Below are 17,470 nucleotides of genomic sequence, written 5' to 3'. Positions count from 1 at the left end.
AAAGTTTCAGTAACAAGAAACAAGGATAAAGATTTATATTAAATATATCTTTTATACCTTATACTGCAGATGGCACAGGAGGAATATAGATGGAAAATAGCCCTCGATTCGACGAATTAGTTTTTGATTTTGAAAAACGTTTAGGTCGACATTTAAATAGCAAAGAAAAAGAGTTACTTGTATGGATAGTGGAACAAGAAAATAATGAGTATATTCGATAATCTATAGTTAACCCTTCACAGCTTAAGAAATTTTCTAATGTGTAGCTATCTGCTTATACCCTATAGATAATACACAGAAAAAACTCCTAACCATTAAGGTGTAGGAGTTTTAAATAGTCCCGAATAGTAGATTAGAAATAGAGGATATTCGGTATTGCATATGAAAGAAAGTTTGAATTCCTATATTATTCCACCAAAAATATCTTTACTATTGAATATGGCAAACTTCTCAATTTGCTATCTGTATCTGGAATCACAAAAGGTAATAAATCACAAGTTACCCTACTGTAGATTAAGTATTAATCTACAAATGCCTGTTTATCCTCTATTTCACCTGGTTTTGAATATGTAACGTAAGTGCCTGCCATCATGTCATGAAGACTTCTTTTATCCTTACGGAAAACCACCATGAACACACTTACAATTAACGCAATACCTAATGTAATACCATAAACAATGCCGGCTACAAGAACTCTTAATAGCATTGCTCCAATTCCAAGTTTCTTTCCATTGACTTTGACAATTCTCACTCCAACAATTCGTTTCCCTATAGTATATCCATACCATAAAATAGGTACAGCAACTGCATAGATAAAACCTATGAGTGATGTAATGGGATCTTCACGATCAAAGTCTCCTGTAATAAGAAAGCCAATAAGCCCCAAAGGAATACTTACAATAATGCCATCTAATAGATTTCCTAATAGGCGTATCCAAAATCCTGCTGGTTTTATTACTTGATTCACTTTATATTTCTCCCCTTCTTATAAATTAACACTTTATCTACCTATATAGCTCCTCAGATGAGGATAACAATTCCTAGTGTAACACCATACATAAGACTCCCGATGCAGAGATATAAAACCATAAATCCAAAGTCTACATCTCGTCAAGATTATAGTTAAATCGCTTGTACACCTTGTTTTTATGTTGTTGATTCATTTTCATAATGTTAATGATGACATGTTGCTCATTTTTCCAATGTACATCAACATCATGAATCATAGAAGGGTGAATTTCTTGGAGCTCCTTATACTGGTTAAGAGTACTTCCAGGTTGTCCGTAGTACATTCTAAGAGAATCAGCCTTTTGTTTTTGCTCATAATCAAAATAATCAGTGGTTTGTTTATACATCTTTTTTACTTCAACAATGTTTTGTTGATTAGGAGATGTGCTAGTTGTAAGTGAAACGCTTCGTATAATGTTTGGTTGTTGCTGACTTTTGTCTATAAAGTAATTCATCATAAACACGAGAGTAATAACTCCAACGGATAACATGATCCAAAGCCACTTTTTCATGTCGACACTTCCTCTTTTATGATTGAAAATCAAAATGAGTAGATGATCTCATTACGAAATAGCATTTTCTGCTATTTCGTATCCTTAGATAATAACATACTCAAAAACTCTTGGAAGGTCTCAGCAATCTTTGATGTAGCTGGATCACACTCATATGATTCTTCGTAATCTAAAAAATCAACAGACGGATTGTTACTATCATAGTGAAAGTTCAAACACAAATAATCTCCCCATGCTAGCTTCGCAATTGGAATTAATTCAGATCCAATGAGATCTTCATCATAGAAATTCCGCCCTTGTTCTCCTAAAGAGGTTTCGCAGCAACCAATATCATACACCCCATAAGGATGCTCACTGAAGTTTTTAATAATGCCCAAAAAACGTTCAATTTGACACCTCTTATTGATGATTGTTAGGGGTGTAGAATCTATTACTGTACATCCGTTATATTGTTTCAAGAATTCTTTATACGCATTGGGCAATTGGATGCGAAAAGAAGCTTCTAATTTTGCAATGTCTTGATCCTCTGGTAATGGATAAATAATGCTTTCTTTCACAACTCTCAATGTTATCAATCTCCTTACAACGGATACAACGGATTGGCTTCAAGGAAATACATTATGACTTCTGATATTCATACATAACTGGAACTTTATCCATTTTAACGGTTTTGGCCACAATATAACGACGGTAACCATCTTTCAAGATATTCGATCCTTTTTCAATCGTTAATGGCTCATCGAGACGCCCTGTACGTTTCACAAAATCAATGACCTTTTGTGTTTTTTGAGGGTTTGGACGTGTCTTTAAGAACTCTTCCGGTACGATGATTTCGTCGAAACTTAGAAGATCTTGTGTCCCTTTTGGCTGATTTGTTATTTGTTTCTTTTGTGGCTCCACCTTTTTCTCTTGAACAGGTGTCTCCTTCACTTCTGTCTGTACTTTTTCAGCTTTCTTCTCTTCATTTGCTGCAGGCTGAGAAGTAGGTGCCGGTTTTTCTTCCTGTTTGGTAGCAGCAACTTCTTGTTGCGCTGAAGAAGCCTCTTGTTTGGCCTCTTTTTTATCGTTTGGTTCATTGTCTTCTTTGTCTTTCTTATTCGGGAGAACGGTAATCTGGAAGCAGATTACACCTACTTCACCAGGGCATTCATCAATCGGAATATCTAAAGTTGGTTCTCCTTGAATTAAGATCTTTTCATGCATAATACTTTTTTTCGTGAGACCTGTTTTGTTAAAAGCCTTCTTTGCAACAAATACCGTGTACGAAATAAACGTACTCTTCTTCAAGCCTTTAGGCGCAGATGGTGACCCTTTTTCACGCATATCAAAGGCAACATAGCGATCGTATTCTCGTAGTGGTCCTGTGGCTGATCCAGTTAACGTAATTTTATGTGGCATAATGTGCTCCTCCTGCGTAGATATAGATTTATTTATTATTTAGAACAGTGTTCTAAATAAACATATCCTAATAATAATTTAGCTTCTAAGGGATTTCTTCACTTTTTACATTTTCTTCTGTCGTACATATAAACAAAGACTATGTGCATACTTGTAGTGTGGACTTGTAGCTCAATGGCAGAGCAGCCAGTCGTATTACACTATACAACTTTGGTGTCTTGCAGGTTCAAATCCTGCCAAGTCCGCCCTTAAAACACTGAATACGTTAAAAATAGTGAAAGTCCTTGCTTTACTTTAGCTATTTTTAAAAATTAAGAAGCTGGTTCCTTTAATTTAGCATGTTTATGCAACAATTTCTGCTCCTCAGGTGTTAATGCTTGTCCTAAATCTTGTTTCAGTTTCGCCATTTCTAACGTACTGTATGTTGAGCAATGTTCTTGCAGCAAGCAGTCTTCTTCTGGTGTAAGTTCTTGCCCTAGGTCTTGTTTTAACTGAATCATTTCAAGCTGTTGTTCTAAAGATATTTCTACTTTTTTTGTACCCTTCTCTTGATCCTGCTCAGCCTCTAACCAATCAGGAACGAGTTCTTTACGGATAATATGTTTTGGCGTAAACAATTTTGTTGATGACTCTTCTTTATGTATAACTTCCTCATGAGTTGGATATACTGATGAATAATCCTGGTTTTTAGGGTTCACCAACTGATAGAATTGGTTTTTCGCAATTTTATAGAGTAATTGGCACATATTATCTAAGGACAAAGAATTGCCTTTATGATTAGCTTCATGTACATATTTGTCTAGTCCAATAATAGATGTATACGCAATTTCATGTACTTGCCCTTTAGTAATATCAATCTCTGTATCTCGTTTTACGGCTTTTGCAGCATTTTGAATGCGAGCATAAAAGTCTTTTAGTTGATGACCATACTTACCTGCATAGACTTGATTGACTTTCTTAGGAACACCTTTGATATAGGTAAATGACTGTGAAGCAGACATTAAATGATTATTTATATGATTTACAGGTAAATCAAGGTTAATAAAGGCACCAGGTAATTTATCGGCCTTTAGGCTTGGTGTATCAACGTTTTCAGCACTTTCTGGATACATCACAGGAAGCGTCACAGGAGTTGTCATTTCTTCTTGTTGGACTGTTTGTATACCTGTTGTATCATGGGCAAAAAAGATTTCTTCGCAAATGTGATTAAAGTTCTTATGGCTTTTAAGAATAAATACATAGCTATCAGGATGAGTACCTGTTGCATCTTCTTTAATGTAACGTGCTACAAGTATAAAAGGTGTCGCTTTTAACGAACGTACAAAACGAGAAACCGTACTTTTAGAAACTTTAAATTTCTTCATGAGTGTTTCAGAACGAATGGCTTGGATGCCTGTAGCCACTAGGTTATAGATGACATGATCAAGCATTTCCATTCTTTTTTTAGGAAATTCTTTATGTATAGCTGATTTGTTCTGTTTATAATGAGTACGGATAATTTCTAAAAACTCTTCTTTCTTTTTCCGAAGTGTGGATTTGTTCTTCCACAACCACTTAAGCCGTCCGTTGAAGGTGTCTACATCTTTTAAATAGCAGGTCAATATTTTTGTCATTTGTTCATTATCTCCTTTAAGGAACAAAAAAAGACACTGTTTCCCTGGAAAAAGGAAAACAATGTCGTGATTTTGATGAACTAAGCCCTTGAAATAGACAGCTATTTCATATAAAATAAAACCATAAGTTTTATTTTATAGAAAAACTAACTCTATTAACAAGAGACTTCGACAAGTGTTTTCCCTACTGTAACTAGGGGGAACGGTTTAAGAGTGCTACCAACACGTCTTAAACAGTTGAAGTCTTTTTTCTATTCCGGTCATTTTTGTTAGTTTTATTATAGCGTTAATTAATCTCATAATTCAATAAGAATTAGTAATATATCTCAAAAGATTTAGTTTTGCACCTTTTATGAGGTGCAAATCCTATCTATATTCAAATGAATTTATTGTTGAAGGTATTAAGAGAACTTTCTCTGACAACTGCTACAAAAATAATAAAACAGCTTCTAATTACTGACCAGTAATTAGAAGCTGTTTTATTATTTTGTGAACATTCTTTTCCATATGCTTTTCCCTTGTTCTTTTTGAATTTCGGTCATAGCTGAATGGATAGAATCTAGTTTTTTAAGTAATTGATCATTCACTTCTTTTAAACGCTGATTGTCTTGTTCAAGTTTATTCATCTGTTCTTTTATTTCTATAACATCTTTTTTTTCTGCCAAATTTTCAGATGGAAGCGTTAGTTGTTCTTTCTTTTCCATTTTTTTATCCATTTCTTCTATTTTTTTAGCAAGCAATAAAAATGCTTCTTTAAAGGAGTTTTCGTTTATATCTTCTTCCTCTAAATCCTTGTTAATAATTTTTGTTTGTTCTTCGCTCATTAAATTTGCTTTAATTAATTCTTCACGAATCATTTCATTTGGTGCATGTTTTCCAAACTTTTCCTTTAGTTCAATAATCTTCTCGATTTTTTTATCTTCATCAGTAAATATGTATCTTATTCTTCCAATTCTTTTATGTCGTACTAACCCGACTTCGCACCAGTCCCGTAACTGATGATTTTCTATATTAAATTTTCTAGCAACTTCTGAAATAACCATTGTTTCTTCGCTCATAATTGTACCTCCCTCACAAACGAATTAATCTAACTTAGTTAGTATCTTCTTATATGAAATATTTTTAATAACTCAATTAAGTCTAACTTAATTGGTTCTGACTAATTAAATTAGACTTAATTTAAAGCTTGTCTTTATTATTCTAGCAGATTTCACACTTAACTGAATTAAATTTATTATATTTTATGTTATGTAGTTCAATTAAATTTGAACTGAGTCCTTCAAAAAACTACAAATCCATTATAGTTTTTTAAAATATTACAATAAGTTTAATTAAATTGCAATTAAGTTCAACTAAGTATAACTTAATTGCAATTTAATTAAACTTTTATTTATTTATATTTAATTTAGTGTAACTTATTTCATTTTTAGTTAAACTAAATTGAGGTTGTATGCAACGAGGTTATTTTAAGTTAATCTTAAGTTAAACTATCAAGTTTGGATCGATAATTTAGAACAAAAAAGTTATGTGTTAAGTTGTTTTTCTCATTTAATCTTCAATAGATTAAGGATTTTAATAGCTGAGACTACTGTCGCTTCTGTTTAGATAATACACTTCTTCTGTAATATGGTGTGAAACATATCTATGTAGGCATTATCATAAAAGCAGTCTTTTTGGCTGAAAAGATGCTTTATCTCTTATTTATTGTGAATCGAAATCGTTACGAATAGGTAAGCCATTTTAGGGCTTTTGGACAGTGTAAGCCTTTTGAAGTGCTTCAATGATTAATTCTGATGTTATTAAACGTGAAAAAATAGTACACAATTTCTTTAATGTGAATTTAATGAAGATGCTAAATAAAACCAACCGCCTCGTATCATAGAGACATACTTAATTTCAGGCACTCATTGTCTAGAGAGATTTGATAAATTTTTGAAACGCTAAAATGTGTTTTGCTTTTTCTTTAATATGACCATAGCCTCTTTTTTGAAGAATCTTAGCTAATTCTCTAGGTATTAGAGATCTTTCCTCTGCATTAAAAGGTGTTAATACATTCACGCAGTTATAAATTGTTACTTTTGATCACTATATTCGCTGCTTAATTATTTAACCAAGTTTTCAGCATGGTATAAATACATAATCTATTTTTTAAGTCATCATTTTATTTTCTCCCACTTATGTTCATTTCCTGATTTTGTTCAGTAGTCATAACTAATCCAGACTCAATTGAGTCTGGATTAGTTATCTTATTTGAATGAATATTAATTAGGTAGAGTCACCTTTTATTGGTACATTTAGTCTGTGTACACCTAATTGAAATTAATTTAAATCAATTAATTACTAATTGGGTATAAAAAATATAGATTCGACAGCTTTTAATTAGACAAGTTGATATGCTCTATTTTAATTGAATTAAACTTCTTTTTTGTTGAGTTAATTTTAATTCAATTGAGTCTAAATTAGTTATAATTAACTCGTTTTTTTAAAAAAATAGAGTTAGATTCTTGCAGAAGAAAAAAGAAAATCTAATTGTTTAGTTATATATTAGGGTGATAATAAAATCTTAAAAAGTTATTTAGTGAATTAATGAAAAATTTTTAATTTGAAAAGTACATGTCTTTAATTTTTATCAAAAGAATAGAGAAACAGAAACAAAGATATAAAAGATTCACTTTGATGCTAAAAGCATCCTGCTTCATGAATATAAGCAGAAAATTTTACGTGAAAAGATGAAAAAATGAATGAAAAGCAACAATATTTAGCCATAAAATGAAAAAACATAGGGAGACGCAAAGGGGACATTAAGCGACTTTCTTTGTACCCACGGCTTTGCTAGGCTCTGCCTAGCCCCACACATATCAGCAGCCATTGGATCGGGATTGTTAAGGAGGGAGGGTTTACTATCCATATTCCAGTCTTTAAATAGGTCTTTCATTTCTTCAAAAAATAATTTCTCTCGGAAGGATTCTAAAAAAAACTTTCCGTAATGTATAGCATGTAGTCTATCTGCTTGTTTAACTCCTTCCTCCATAAAGATATTGCCTATGTTAAAGGTATACCTACTACATAAAATTAATAACCCTATGATAGCTAAGTTTTTTGCACCTACGTAGATATAATAATATGAGTTTTTATCACTTGAAATATTATTTACACTAAAATAAGCAAGAATAGCCCCTATAATAATTCCGGCAGTTCCTATGGAGTAGCACCCCATAGCAATTCTTTTGTTAAACTTTTCTCTACTCTTAAGATCTGAAATTACCTCTTTTAATTCTAAACTGTCATTAATCCTATCTATAACCTCTTTTTTGCTCTCTTTTTCAGCAGTCTCTTCTGTTTTTGTTTGATAGATTTCTGCTTCTTTTACTGCAAGAAGTCTAATTTATCTCCTTAAAATTCCTATTTAAAATATCCTGTTTATCGACTTCGGAATAACCAATCCCTGCAAAACCAAATTGCGGAGTAGAATCGTCAAGTACAATCAGCAATAAAGATTTTCTCGCAAACTTCAATGTTTTTCTAGCATTTCAGATTCCATTTGATACGACGCTGATCTTACATAATTTTGAGAAATTAAAACAATTGCTAAGTCAACTTTTAAAAGTGTCTCCAATAGTAATCCCGGCTCAACAAATATCGAAGTTAATCGTCCACTATCTGGAACTGAATCTCCCGTTAACACATTATAATTTGCTCTCCTTAAGAATTCTTTAAGTGACGCTCCTACGTGCGCATCATCTGGTGAATAATGAATTAAAATATTCTTCATATGGTGAAAATTCTCTTTTTATGATAAGTGGCAATATACCTATTGTAACTTTAAATTACATAGAAAAGTAGTTGTTTATTTACAAATTGAAGCAATGTTGGAAATGAAAATTGACCTCCTGAAAAAATAGAGATTACAAGTTAATCTTAAGTTAAACTCATTTATGTATATTAAAAAATAGAGGAGTACACGAATTTGGAGTGTTAAAAAGCAATGCACTACTATATAGTTCATTTAATTTTTACTGTATTGTTTGTGAGAGGGAAGCGTATGTTTTATCTTGTTCCTTAAGGTAGCTCTGAGTGGTTCTTACGATTTGTATAAGCCTCTTTAATGTCTTCTGAATAGTTTTTTATAAACCCTTTTTTATTCTTAGAAGCTCACAATGGCTTTTAAAAGCCATAGCAACTAACTACATAGCTTAGGAGGTTGCCTATAAAACACACGTAATGTATTGATCAAGACATAGGTATGAAAGCTAAATTTACTCATAAATAGCCTTTTGGAACTTAGCTACTACAATTCTTCATCTCACTATAGTATAGAAGCAGAAAAAGCAGGCGAATGCCTGCTTTTATAAACGCTACGATTAACCTTCAAATAAATGGTCCATTTCTTCTGCTGCTTCCCGTTTTCTTTTTTCCCTGAACTGCATTTTTTCTTCTTGAATCTTGTGTAGCGCAACTCTTTTGGCTTTCTTTGTAGCCTCTGTTTCATTGAACTCTGTGGGCTTAAACTTTTGGATATTTAATTGATCGTATAAGTTATTAACTAGCTCTAGTAATATTCGAGTGTCTATTTGTGTATTCTTTGTCGTTTCTTTTACCTCATTTAATTCATCGTCTAAGTATTGATAAAATCCACTCGCTCTTTTCAGATAAGCCTGACCTATTGCGTCAATTGTAGCAGCATCTAAAAATGTTTCATCAGGTTCATTATTTTTTAATCGTTCATATTTTCGAATGATATCTGCAATGGCATCCCCTGGAAAACGATAGCCTCTTTCTTTCATATGTTTATGAAGATATTCATCAGCCTCTTCACTTAAAGAAATCATTCTTCTGTGTTTGCTTGCTGTCATTATTCTTCATCCTCCACAAAGAGTTTATTGAATGTATGATCCATATTTGTCATCGCATCTGAGCATCTTTGCATGGTATCTATCGTTCGATCATACAAATCATTGATGGCTTGCTCTTGCTTTTCTACTTCTTCCATAATAGATAATGTTTCAATTTGTTCTTTCAAAAAAGCTTGTCGAGAAAGACCTTTTTCTTTGGCTAAACGATCTACTTTACTCACAGCAACCGGACATACATTTCTCACTTTAATCTCCATGTGTGTTCTCCTTTTCTGTGTTTTTATTGCACCAACATAAAAAACGTAAAAAACATCTTGAAGAGCATAAGGGGTTTTTGCCCCCACAGGGTGTGTGGGGCTAGGCAGAGCCTAGCTTCACCGTGATACCACGAAAGTTGCTTAGGTGCACACCCTAAGGTTCTGTTCTGAGTACATAGTGTGGATATAAAGTCCCCTTAATAGGTGACTCTTTGTGTATATTCTGATGATGTGAAGTCTCTCTAAAGGTCACGTCAGTTTATAGAGACTGAAGAAGTTTTCTTGGTGATTTGTACTCCAAATGTTGAAATTTTTCAACGGCTTCTTTCATGGAGGATACACCTAATTTGCGTATAATAGTTTGTCTTTGTGATTTGATTGTGGTTTCTTCTTTAGACAGAATCAACTGCATTTCCCGTCCAGAATATCCATCTAAAGCAAGCGCAAAAACTTGTTGTTCAGCAACTGTAAATTGATTGAGAAATACTTTTTCTTTCAGGATTTTGCATTCTTCCTCTACACTTTTTAGTCGAGCAACTTCATCAACTAAATCAGATGCCACACTCAAAATATGTTCAATTCCTATTAAAAGTTTTTCACTTTGATCCATGATAAGACCCTCCTGTTTTTTGAGGGCAACCCATGTTATAATAGAAGTCCTTACGAGTTCTACATGGGGTGCTTTCCTGGCAGGGAAAGTGCCCTTTTATTTTGTTTTTTTCCTTACTTCTTTGAATCTTTAAAGAGTTCTTTTTCCAAAAGTTGAACAAGAAATTCTTTTTTGCTCATACCTTCTTCAATACATCTCTTTGCAAATTCCTTGAACAATTCTTCCGGAATATCAGCATTCAAACGCTTAAATCCAGACGGTGTTTTAGTCATATAATCCCTCACACTCTTTAAATACAAGTCACTCATTTGAGTGACTTGTATTTAGTTTAAAGGATATAATTACCAAAGTCAATAAATCTATTTTATCTATATCTTTAAAACTCAAAGGTATATATTATAGAAAAGTAAGTTGAAAACACAAAATAGTATCGTATAATAAAAAAAGAGAGCCTTAGTGCTCTCTTTTTTATAAAAAGTTGTTATAGTAGATAGGGACATTTCCAATGAGTGCACTAAAAGTAAAAATCTTAGCAGAAGTAAGTATGGAAACAAAAGGAAAATAGAAAGAAGTAGTAGCAGCTTTAATAATAACAAGGAAAGATTTTTCGATAAGACTATTAAAGAGCAGTAATAAAAGTATTTTCTTAACTCAAAATATCTACCGGAAATTTACAAAAAGTAATAATAACAATAAAGATCGTCCACTATCAATAGGTATAGACGTTCTTGCTTTATATTCCTATTGATACATTACAATCCATATTCTCTACGTCTACTAAAAATTTATCCAATATAAATTAAAAACAACCACTAATCCAAAAGCGATAAAACCTGCAATTTTTACAGGATGATTAACTTTGTACTTGATGAATGGATTAGTTCGTCTTATAACTTCTCCAAATAATAAAGTCCCCAAAATCGTTAACGTTCCTCCAAAAAATGCGGGATGTTCTTTAAATCTAACCAAATCAAAGATTATTTGGATTAAGAAAATCCATAAATATCCCAAAAAAACATTTAACATTATAGATAATAAAAAATCTTTAAACTTCATAAATTACTCCTTTTAAGTAAACCTTCTTATGTAATAAAAATTCTACCATAAGTTAAATTATTAATTGAATAAAAAGGTTAAAGCTACCTTTACTTCTTCAATATGTAGTATTGTTTATCAAAATTAAATTGAACACTTCCTCTACTAAGTTTCCTTTAGTGTTCTTTTTATTCTCATTCTAGGGAATAATAATAGGGGTTTTACTTTACAAATAATTAACATGTATTACTTTTAACTTAAATATGAGGTGATTCAACATCTTATATTTAAGCATGTCAAAAAAGGCATTAATTTAAAATCAATACCTTTTTTGCATATTTGCTGACCTATTCTCTAAGTGTAGAGGGAAACGGATATAAGCGTTAATATTACTCATTTACGAGTGATCCATTTATCATTTGAATTTTATGGTCAGCCAGTATCTCTAAATCCTCTTTATTATGACTAGCAATGACGATAAGAGCCCCTCTTTCTCTTTCTTCTAATAACATTTTGCGTATAAGTTCTATTCCATTTTCATCAAGAGCATTTGTAGGCTCATCTAAAAGAATAATACTTGGTTTCTCGAATATGGCCTGAGCAATGCTCAATCTTTGCTTCATGCCTAAAGAAAATTTCTTTACTTTTAATTTACTATTACTGTCTAAACCTACTCTATCTATGGCCTCTTTTATATCGTCATCACTAGCGACTTTTTTTATTTTACTTAATATCTTCAAGTTAGTATAAGCGTCGTATTGGGGGAGTAGATCTGTATTTTCAATAATGATGCCTATACTGGGAGGGAAAGAAATCTCTTCGTGTAATTTTTCTCCCTCAATTTCAACACTACCTTTTGTAGGAAGTATTAGTCCTGAAATTGCTCTTAATAACATAGTTTTTCCTGAACCGTTTCTTCCAAAGATTCCATATATCTTTCCCGGTTCAAAATTGTAATTAATATCGGTAAGAACTTGTTGTTTCTTAATTACTTTAGACAAATTTTTTATTTTTATATTTGACATTCCTTACACCTCTATTATAATAAATCCATTTTTTTTACCTTATTTACTGAAACAATTAAAACTAAAGTTATTAAAGAGATAATTACTATTAATGCTGGAAAATAACTGATAATTACTGATGAATTTGAAGTAATATTTAAACGCGAAGCAATTGCGTAGTTAGGAATCAAAAAATATAAATATAAACTATCTAATTTATATTTAATTAAGAGACCTGCAGTTAAAATAGCACCTACAACATATGTATTAACAAACAAAAATGCAATTTGTGGGTTGAGGTACAGCTCTAATAGTAATTGCAACAATAGCAAAAGTAGAAACGTAAGATAATAAATCACTAGAGATTTAAATAACAACATGTTTATTTCTAATTCCCAATGCGCTTGGAATATTCCCACGACTAAGTGCGATATAACAATTTTTAACAATACAATTGTTGCTAACATTGTAGCAGCCTTTATATATCGTACTATCATCCATTTTACACGGTCGTAATTTCTAACCATGATATACTTTCCATATCCATATAAAATATCTTTAATCCTTCCAGAAAAATAAAAACTTATACTCGCAAAAGTTAGATACCACAGCATCAACATCTGGTATTGAGTAGCTTGAGGAAGCCCCAATAAGAAAGTATATTCTTTAGAAAAGAAAGGATAAATTTCAGCTAGAATTGGACCATTAATTATACTTTGCAATGTAAAAGAAATTAGGATAATTAAGAATAACCCTTTATTTTTCATAAAATATGAAGTCCTTGTCACTGAAAATTATTTTAGCTACAACATATAGAATTATAACTATTCCAAACTGACGAGCATAGATGAATAGTATATCTGCTAATGTCCATAAACCACTTAGCAGGGCTTCATATATACGCATATCATCGAATGGAACCCAAAAAGGTAAGTCAATAAAATAAATTAACATAACTATGATAAATGCTATAACAACGGAAATATTTTTTGAGTGAAGCCAGTCTTCTAAGACTTTAGTTAGTAAACCTATCCAAAAATAAAACAGTACCATAGCTATACCGTTTAAAGAAGTAATTAGATAAAAATGGGATTCCAACATTACATCGTGACCAATAAACACAAGAGAAAATACTACATTTACTAATAAAAATGATGTAACGAAAATTATAGAAGAACAAAAAATATTCATTGTCCTATTATGAAACAAACGTAATCTATATTTATATCGAATAAAGAAAGATGCACTTTCCTTAACAGTAAGCATGTTCATAAACAATAAAAAAACCAAGGATATTATAGCAAGAACTCTAAGTGAATTATATCCCTGCAAGCTTCCGTTCATAATAAGTAGTATATGTTGATCATTAGGATGAGAAATATATATACTGTTCTGCATATACCATAAAATAGAGAACATAATTAATAGAATTAAAACTGAAGTTAGGTATCTTTTCATTATAATTCATCTTTCTTGATCCAATAAAAATATGAGAAGAAGGGAATTAAGATCAATATAATTAAATAACGTATTTCTGCGCTTACAACATGGTGAAAACCGTATTCTGTAAAAGGTTGAAAAACATTCATCATTGAATTATTGAGAATAATTAAGACAAACCACGTAAAAAAGGCCGCAGGATAAGTATATTTGGGTTCTTTAAAAATTAGACTAGCACTCAATCCAAGCGTACCAGCTAATCCAGAGAAAATACTCACATTTAGTAAGAATATAAGACAAGTTAAAAAAGGATTATTTAAACTGAAGTTATGTAGCAAATCATTTGCAAAATGCATTTCAAATAGCCCTAATGAATATGTTCCTCCAGCAAAAAGAATGTATGAAAGAACTAAATTTATTCCTAGCGCTAAGGTCATGATAATAAAAGGCGCAAAAAAGGAGACAAGAAATTTCGTTCGAATATAATTTTTCTTTCCAACTTTTGAAATTTCAATACAGTTATATCCATATTTTACATCTTGAGTGTAACTATCAGAATAAATAATTAAAAAATAAATAGGTAAGAACCAAAAAAGTAAAATTTGTGGTATATGTCCTCCTGATCCCGAAAGAAAGAAAGAAATAGCTGGGTGATAGTCTGTCCCCCATTTTATTTTCGTAATATAGAAAGATGATAATTCTATCAATGGTAACAAAATGATAATCCAGAAGAAAATCATACTTTTTCTAGATTTATAAATTCTCAAGAGAGAACTTTTCATATGTATCCTCCTAATAAAGTGTATTAGACAAATGTTGATAAAGAATAAAAGAGAGAGAGCAACTTTTTATTCTCTATTCTTTTATTACCAAGTTTCCTCATCCCAATATCCTGTAGCTGAATATTGTTCAAGGTTGTAGTTATTATTCTCTGCTGTTAAATAAACATAAGTTTTATTGGCTGAAGAATATGGTTTCATATAGCTAGCCGGATCACCCTCTAATTTATTTACAGATGCTGATACATTAGTCTCTTTTTTATTTTCTAACCAAAAACGAGTTATAGATTTACTGTCTTTTGATTCAGTAGAAGAGGTTAATCTAACTTTCCATGGATTATCTACACTTCCAGTCTCCCTATAAGCATAATCATCTCTAGTATTTATTTGATATGAATAAATATGATAGAAATAGGAATTATTCGTATCTGATGCATGGGTAATGAGAGGTAAGCTAAAAATACCGGCCCCAACGCCTAATGCTAACCCCAATTGTACAATTTTATTTTTAAATATTTTTTTCATAGGAACCCCCAAATAATGTATTTGCTCTCTTGAGACACCAAATAATTATTACATTTTATTTACTATTTATCTACAAATATACATAAAATAATACTTTTGCATCATATGGTATAAATATCTATATTTTTTTATTTATAAATAATAGATGTAACTCTAACAAGAATACAGAGAAAAGAAAAAATATAATTAATTAATAGCTTTTTTCGTAGATTGTTAAATAGGGAATTTAGGCCTAATTTAATTGTTGTGGAAGAATGGCTAGATTTTTGAGGGTTTGAGATTTGCATCGAATGAGTAGGTGTATGCAAAACAAACGTTTATTTCGTCAGAGAGCGTTTCTCTGCATGCCAAAATTATCGATTAACTAGGTTTTTATTTATAAATGATTGTGACGAGAAAGCATCTTTCTAATTGGAAGATGCTTTTTTGTTTCTTATAAAAATATAAAAAAGAGGAGAGTTTTTATGAAGAACATTTTTATGAAATCAATGACCGTTCTTACATTATTAATGGTCGCATTATGTGGAGTAAATCAGGGGAAAACAGAAGCAGCAAGTAAGCCAGCGAATCAAGATTTGATTATTATTAACAAGTACTACAACAAGCTTGCCTATTTTCACAATGGCTATATTGAAATTGTTGATCCAGTAGCAACAGGTAAAACGTGGGATAAAACACCTGTTGGATTTTTTAAAGTCGTGAACAAAATTAAAAACCGTCCTTACTATACAGGACATATTCCTGGGGGTGATCCTGGCAATCCGTTAGGAAAACGTTGGTTAGGGCTAAATGCAAACGGTACGTATGGTGATACATACGGCATTCACGGCAATAACAATGAGAGTAGCATTGGAAAATATGTGAGTCAAGGTTGCGTAAGAATGCATAACGCAGACATCGAAAAGCTTTATGATAAAGTCCAAGTAGGCACACCGGTTGCCATTACGTATTCCTATAAGAGCTTTGTTGATTTAACAAAAGTATATGGGTATCAGTTCAAAGGCTATAAGTTGAAAAATAATTGATAAAAAGGCAGTATTCTATACTTTATTACGGAATACTGCCTTTTTAATAAATAATAGTATCAGTATGTCCAAGTTTTAGAGATTCATTGCAAGTTAGGTGTATTTTTTACACTAGGATCCTAACTTCTCTACTTGCAAAACGTAATGATTTCGATTATCATTAATGGAAAGAATTTAACCGTGAGGTGATAGCATGAAACCAAACATACATCCAAACTATAGGAAAGTAGTGTTTATGGACACAAACAGTGGCTATAAGTTTTTAACAGGTTCTACCCAAGAATCGAATGAAACCACCGTTTGGGAAGACGGAAATACGTATCCATTGATTAAGGTAGAGATCAGTTCTGATACGCATCCGTTTTACACAGGAAAGCAGAAGTTTGCAGATAAAGGTGGAAGAGTGGATCGTTTCCTTCAAAAATATAATATGAGAGAAAAGAAATGATTCGTTCACTTAATACTGTAGTTAACTATTTGTTAATCTAGATAGTTGAGAAAGAGAGTTAATATGGGTCTATTCACTTTAAAGAGTCTAATCTTTAAATCGTAATAGTTACGATTACTCAAGCCTATTTAGGAGGTAAATATAAGTGGCAAAAAAATCAAAAATTGCAAAAGAACTAAAGAGACAAAAAATGGTATTTGAATATGCGGATCTAAGAAGAGAACTAAAGGAAAAAGGGGATTATACTGCATTAAGTAAGCTTCCTCGTGATTCAGCACCTTCTAGGCTTCATAATCGTTGCCAAATTACTGGAAGACCTAGAGGCTACTTAAGAAAGTTTAAAATGTCTCGTATCGCCTTTCGTGAATTAGCACATAAAGGACAAATACCTGGAGTTAAAAAATCTAGCTGGTAAGCAGTTAAACAACAGGAACTTCGTTAGTGTAGTGCTTACAGGTTCCTGTTTGATTTATGTTAAGAATACCCTTTGGAAATTTAGAAAGCACAGTCATAACCTTAATATAAATGATTTTGAACACTAAGAGAAAGGTGGTCGTTTGTAATGAATGAGAAGATACTCGAGATTTTTGCGAGGAATATTGTGAATCATCTACCAAGTAATAAAAGAAAGCTTTATCAGTTTATTGAAGGCATTGAAGATAGTTTAGCACAGCAATCTGAAACAAAGAAGCAATTTTTAACCCTTCTCAAAGAGCAATTACCCCACCTTCAGGCAGCAAAGCGCTTTAGTATGTCGTTAGATGAAATAATGAAATTGATGCACGAAATTGAAGATGAAATAAACGAAAAATTAGAAACAAAAATAAAAAGTTATAAATGGATTGACTACACAGAACAAGTACAAGGCAATCAAGTTGAGACAAATAAGAATACACAATATTTCCTTGTTTTATCATGAATTATGAATAAAGGTTGATTTCACTAAAAAATAAGTAGAGGTAT

23 protein-coding genes and 1 tRNA gene are annotated in these 17,470 nt (G+C 31.7%); 6 read left to right on the top strand and 18 right to left on the bottom strand.

Annotated elements, in window-relative coordinates; genetic code table 11:
* Window positions 1-89 precede the first annotated feature (89 nt).
* Window positions 90-221 carry a hypothetical protein gene (locus LJY09_RS27760; protein WP_255256943.1) on the top strand — a complete coding sequence of 44 codons (132 nt, stop codon included), beginning with the start codon at window positions 90-92 and terminating at the stop codon, window positions 219-221.
* Window positions 222-520: 299 nt separating this feature from the next.
* Here the strand turns inward: LJY09_RS27760 and LJY09_RS26530 are convergent, their stop codons facing one another.
* The 4 genes from LJY09_RS26530 to LJY09_RS26515 form a co-directional block, all read right to left on the bottom strand.
* On the bottom strand, window positions 521-967 hold the full coding sequence (locus LJY09_RS26530) for an RDD family protein (protein WP_154974689.1): 447 nt from the start codon (window positions 965-967) through the stop codon (window positions 521-523).
* A gap of 133 nt (window positions 968-1,100) precedes the next feature.
* Entirely contained in the window at window positions 1,101-1,520 is a 420-nt protein-coding gene (locus LJY09_RS26525) for a hypothetical protein (protein WP_228307878.1), read from the bottom strand.
* Window positions 1,521-1,591: 71 nt separating this feature from the next.
* Window positions 1,592-2,077 carry an SMI1/KNR4 family protein gene (locus tag LJY09_RS26520; protein ID WP_228307886.1) on the bottom strand — a complete coding sequence of 162 codons (486 nt, stop codon included), beginning with the start codon at window positions 2,075-2,077 and terminating at the stop codon, window positions 1,592-1,594.
* Between the two features lie 61 nt (window positions 2,078-2,138).
* The gene (locus LJY09_RS26515; protein WP_228307877.1) at window positions 2,139-2,918 is read right to left on the bottom strand and encodes a ParB N-terminal domain-containing protein; all 780 of its coding nucleotides are present in this window, start codon (window positions 2,916-2,918) and stop codon (window positions 2,139-2,141) included.
* Between the two features lie 160 nt (window positions 2,919-3,078).
* On the opposite strand from LJY09_RS26515, the gene LJY09_RS26510 reads away from it, so the two are divergent.
* Window positions 3,079-3,163, top strand: a tRNA-OTHER gene (locus LJY09_RS26510).
* A 66-nt stretch (window positions 3,164-3,229) separates the two neighbouring features.
* On the opposite strand, the gene LJY09_RS26505 is transcribed toward LJY09_RS26510, so the two are convergent.
* From LJY09_RS26505 to LJY09_RS26440, 14 genes are all read right to left on the bottom strand, one after another.
* On the bottom strand, window positions 3,230-4,531 hold the full coding sequence (locus LJY09_RS26505; RefSeq protein WP_228307876.1) for a replication protein: 1,302 nt from the start codon (window positions 4,529-4,531) through the stop codon (window positions 3,230-3,232).
* 482 nt (window positions 4,532-5,013) lie between these two features.
* Complete coding sequence (locus LJY09_RS26500; protein WP_034655621.1) at window positions 5,014-5,589, bottom strand: MerR family transcriptional regulator; 576 nt, start codon at window positions 5,587-5,589, stop codon at window positions 5,014-5,016.
* Between the two features lie 1,700 nt (window positions 5,590-7,289).
* On the bottom strand, window positions 7,290-7,748 hold the full coding sequence (locus LJY09_RS26495; RefSeq protein ID WP_228307875.1) for a P-loop NTPase family protein: 459 nt from the start codon (window positions 7,746-7,748) through the stop codon (window positions 7,290-7,292).
* Between the two features lie 294 nt (window positions 7,749-8,042).
* On the bottom strand, window positions 8,043-8,303 hold the full coding sequence (locus tag LJY09_RS26490) for an NAD(+)/NADH kinase (protein ID WP_228307874.1): 261 nt from the start codon (window positions 8,301-8,303) through the stop codon (window positions 8,043-8,045).
* Window positions 8,304-8,892: 589 nt separating this feature from the next.
* Window positions 8,893-9,384: a hypothetical protein gene (locus tag LJY09_RS26485; protein ID WP_165573153.1), complete on the bottom strand. Its 492-nt coding sequence runs from the start codon at window positions 9,382-9,384 to the stop codon at window positions 8,893-8,895.
* Window positions 9,384-9,641 (bottom strand): hypothetical protein, encoded by a 258-nt coding sequence (locus LJY09_RS26480; RefSeq protein ID WP_228307873.1) that lies wholly within the window; start codon window positions 9,639-9,641, stop codon window positions 9,384-9,386. Before LJY09_RS26480 ends, LJY09_RS26485 begins: the two co-directional genes overlap by 1 nt.
* 259 nt (window positions 9,642-9,900) lie before the next feature.
* On the bottom strand, window positions 9,901-10,251 hold the full coding sequence (locus LJY09_RS26475) for a helix-turn-helix transcriptional regulator (protein WP_228307872.1): 351 nt from the start codon (window positions 10,249-10,251) through the stop codon (window positions 9,901-9,903).
* Between the two features lie 113 nt (window positions 10,252-10,364).
* A complete protein-coding gene (locus tag LJY09_RS26470) occupies window positions 10,365-10,523 on the bottom strand; it encodes a hypothetical protein (protein ID WP_228307871.1) in 159 nt (52 codons plus the stop codon).
* A 505-nt stretch (window positions 10,524-11,028) separates the two neighbouring features.
* A complete protein-coding gene (locus LJY09_RS26465) occupies window positions 11,029-11,307 on the bottom strand; it encodes a hypothetical protein (protein ID WP_165573156.1) in 279 nt (92 codons plus the stop codon).
* Between the two features lie 368 nt (window positions 11,308-11,675).
* Window positions 11,676-12,311: an ATP-binding cassette domain-containing protein gene (locus LJY09_RS26460; protein WP_165573157.1), complete on the bottom strand. Its 636-nt coding sequence runs from the start codon at window positions 12,309-12,311 to the stop codon at window positions 11,676-11,678.
* A 14-nt stretch (window positions 12,312-12,325) separates the two neighbouring features.
* Window positions 12,326-13,057, bottom strand: coding sequence for a DUF2705 family protein (locus LJY09_RS26455; protein WP_228307870.1), 732 nt, complete (start codon window positions 13,055-13,057; stop codon window positions 12,326-12,328).
* Window positions 13,047-13,748 (bottom strand): WxPxxD family membrane protein, encoded by a 702-nt coding sequence (locus LJY09_RS26450; RefSeq protein WP_228307869.1) that lies wholly within the window; start codon window positions 13,746-13,748, stop codon window positions 13,047-13,049. Before LJY09_RS26450 ends, LJY09_RS26455 begins: the two co-directional genes overlap by 11 nt.
* Entirely contained in the window at window positions 13,748-14,512 is a 765-nt protein-coding gene (locus LJY09_RS26445) for a hypothetical protein (RefSeq protein WP_228307868.1), read from the bottom strand. Before LJY09_RS26445 ends, LJY09_RS26450 begins: the two co-directional genes overlap by 1 nt.
* Before the next feature lie 84 nt (window positions 14,513-14,596).
* The gene (locus LJY09_RS26440; protein ID WP_228307867.1) at window positions 14,597-15,034 is read right to left on the bottom strand and encodes a DUF2712 domain-containing protein; all 438 of its coding nucleotides are present in this window, start codon (window positions 15,032-15,034) and stop codon (window positions 14,597-14,599) included.
* 464 nt (window positions 15,035-15,498) lie between these two features.
* On the opposite strand from LJY09_RS26440, the gene LJY09_RS26435 reads away from it, so the two are divergent.
* The 4 genes from LJY09_RS26435 to LJY09_RS26420 all read left to right on the top strand — a co-directional run bounded on the left by LJY09_RS26435 (window position 15,499) and on the right by LJY09_RS26420 (window position 17,426).
* Entirely contained in the window at window positions 15,499-16,059 is a 561-nt protein-coding gene (locus LJY09_RS26435; protein ID WP_155404208.1) for a L,D-transpeptidase, read from the top strand.
* Window positions 16,060-16,252: 193 nt separating this feature from the next.
* Entirely contained in the window at window positions 16,253-16,507 is a 255-nt protein-coding gene (locus tag LJY09_RS26430; protein ID WP_047751928.1) for a type B 50S ribosomal protein L31, read from the top strand.
* A 145-nt stretch (window positions 16,508-16,652) separates the two neighbouring features.
* Complete coding sequence (rpsN, locus tag LJY09_RS26425) at window positions 16,653-16,922, top strand: 30S ribosomal protein S14 (protein ID WP_047751929.1); 270 nt, start codon at window positions 16,653-16,655, stop codon at window positions 16,920-16,922.
* Between the two features lie 147 nt (window positions 16,923-17,069).
* Window positions 17,070-17,426, top strand: coding sequence for a hypothetical protein (locus tag LJY09_RS26420; protein ID WP_047751930.1), 357 nt, complete (start codon window positions 17,070-17,072; stop codon window positions 17,424-17,426).
* The last annotated feature ends 44 nt before the right edge of the window (window positions 17,427-17,470 follow it).

Origin of the sequence: Priestia sp. J2, from assembly GCF_020790095.1 — a bacterium.
GTDB lineage: Bacteria > Bacillota > Bacilli > Bacillales > Bacillaceae_H > Priestia > Priestia zanthoxyli.
The sequence above is the reverse complement of the archived record's forward strand: the minus strand, read 5'-3'. Positions and strand labels throughout refer to the sequence as shown.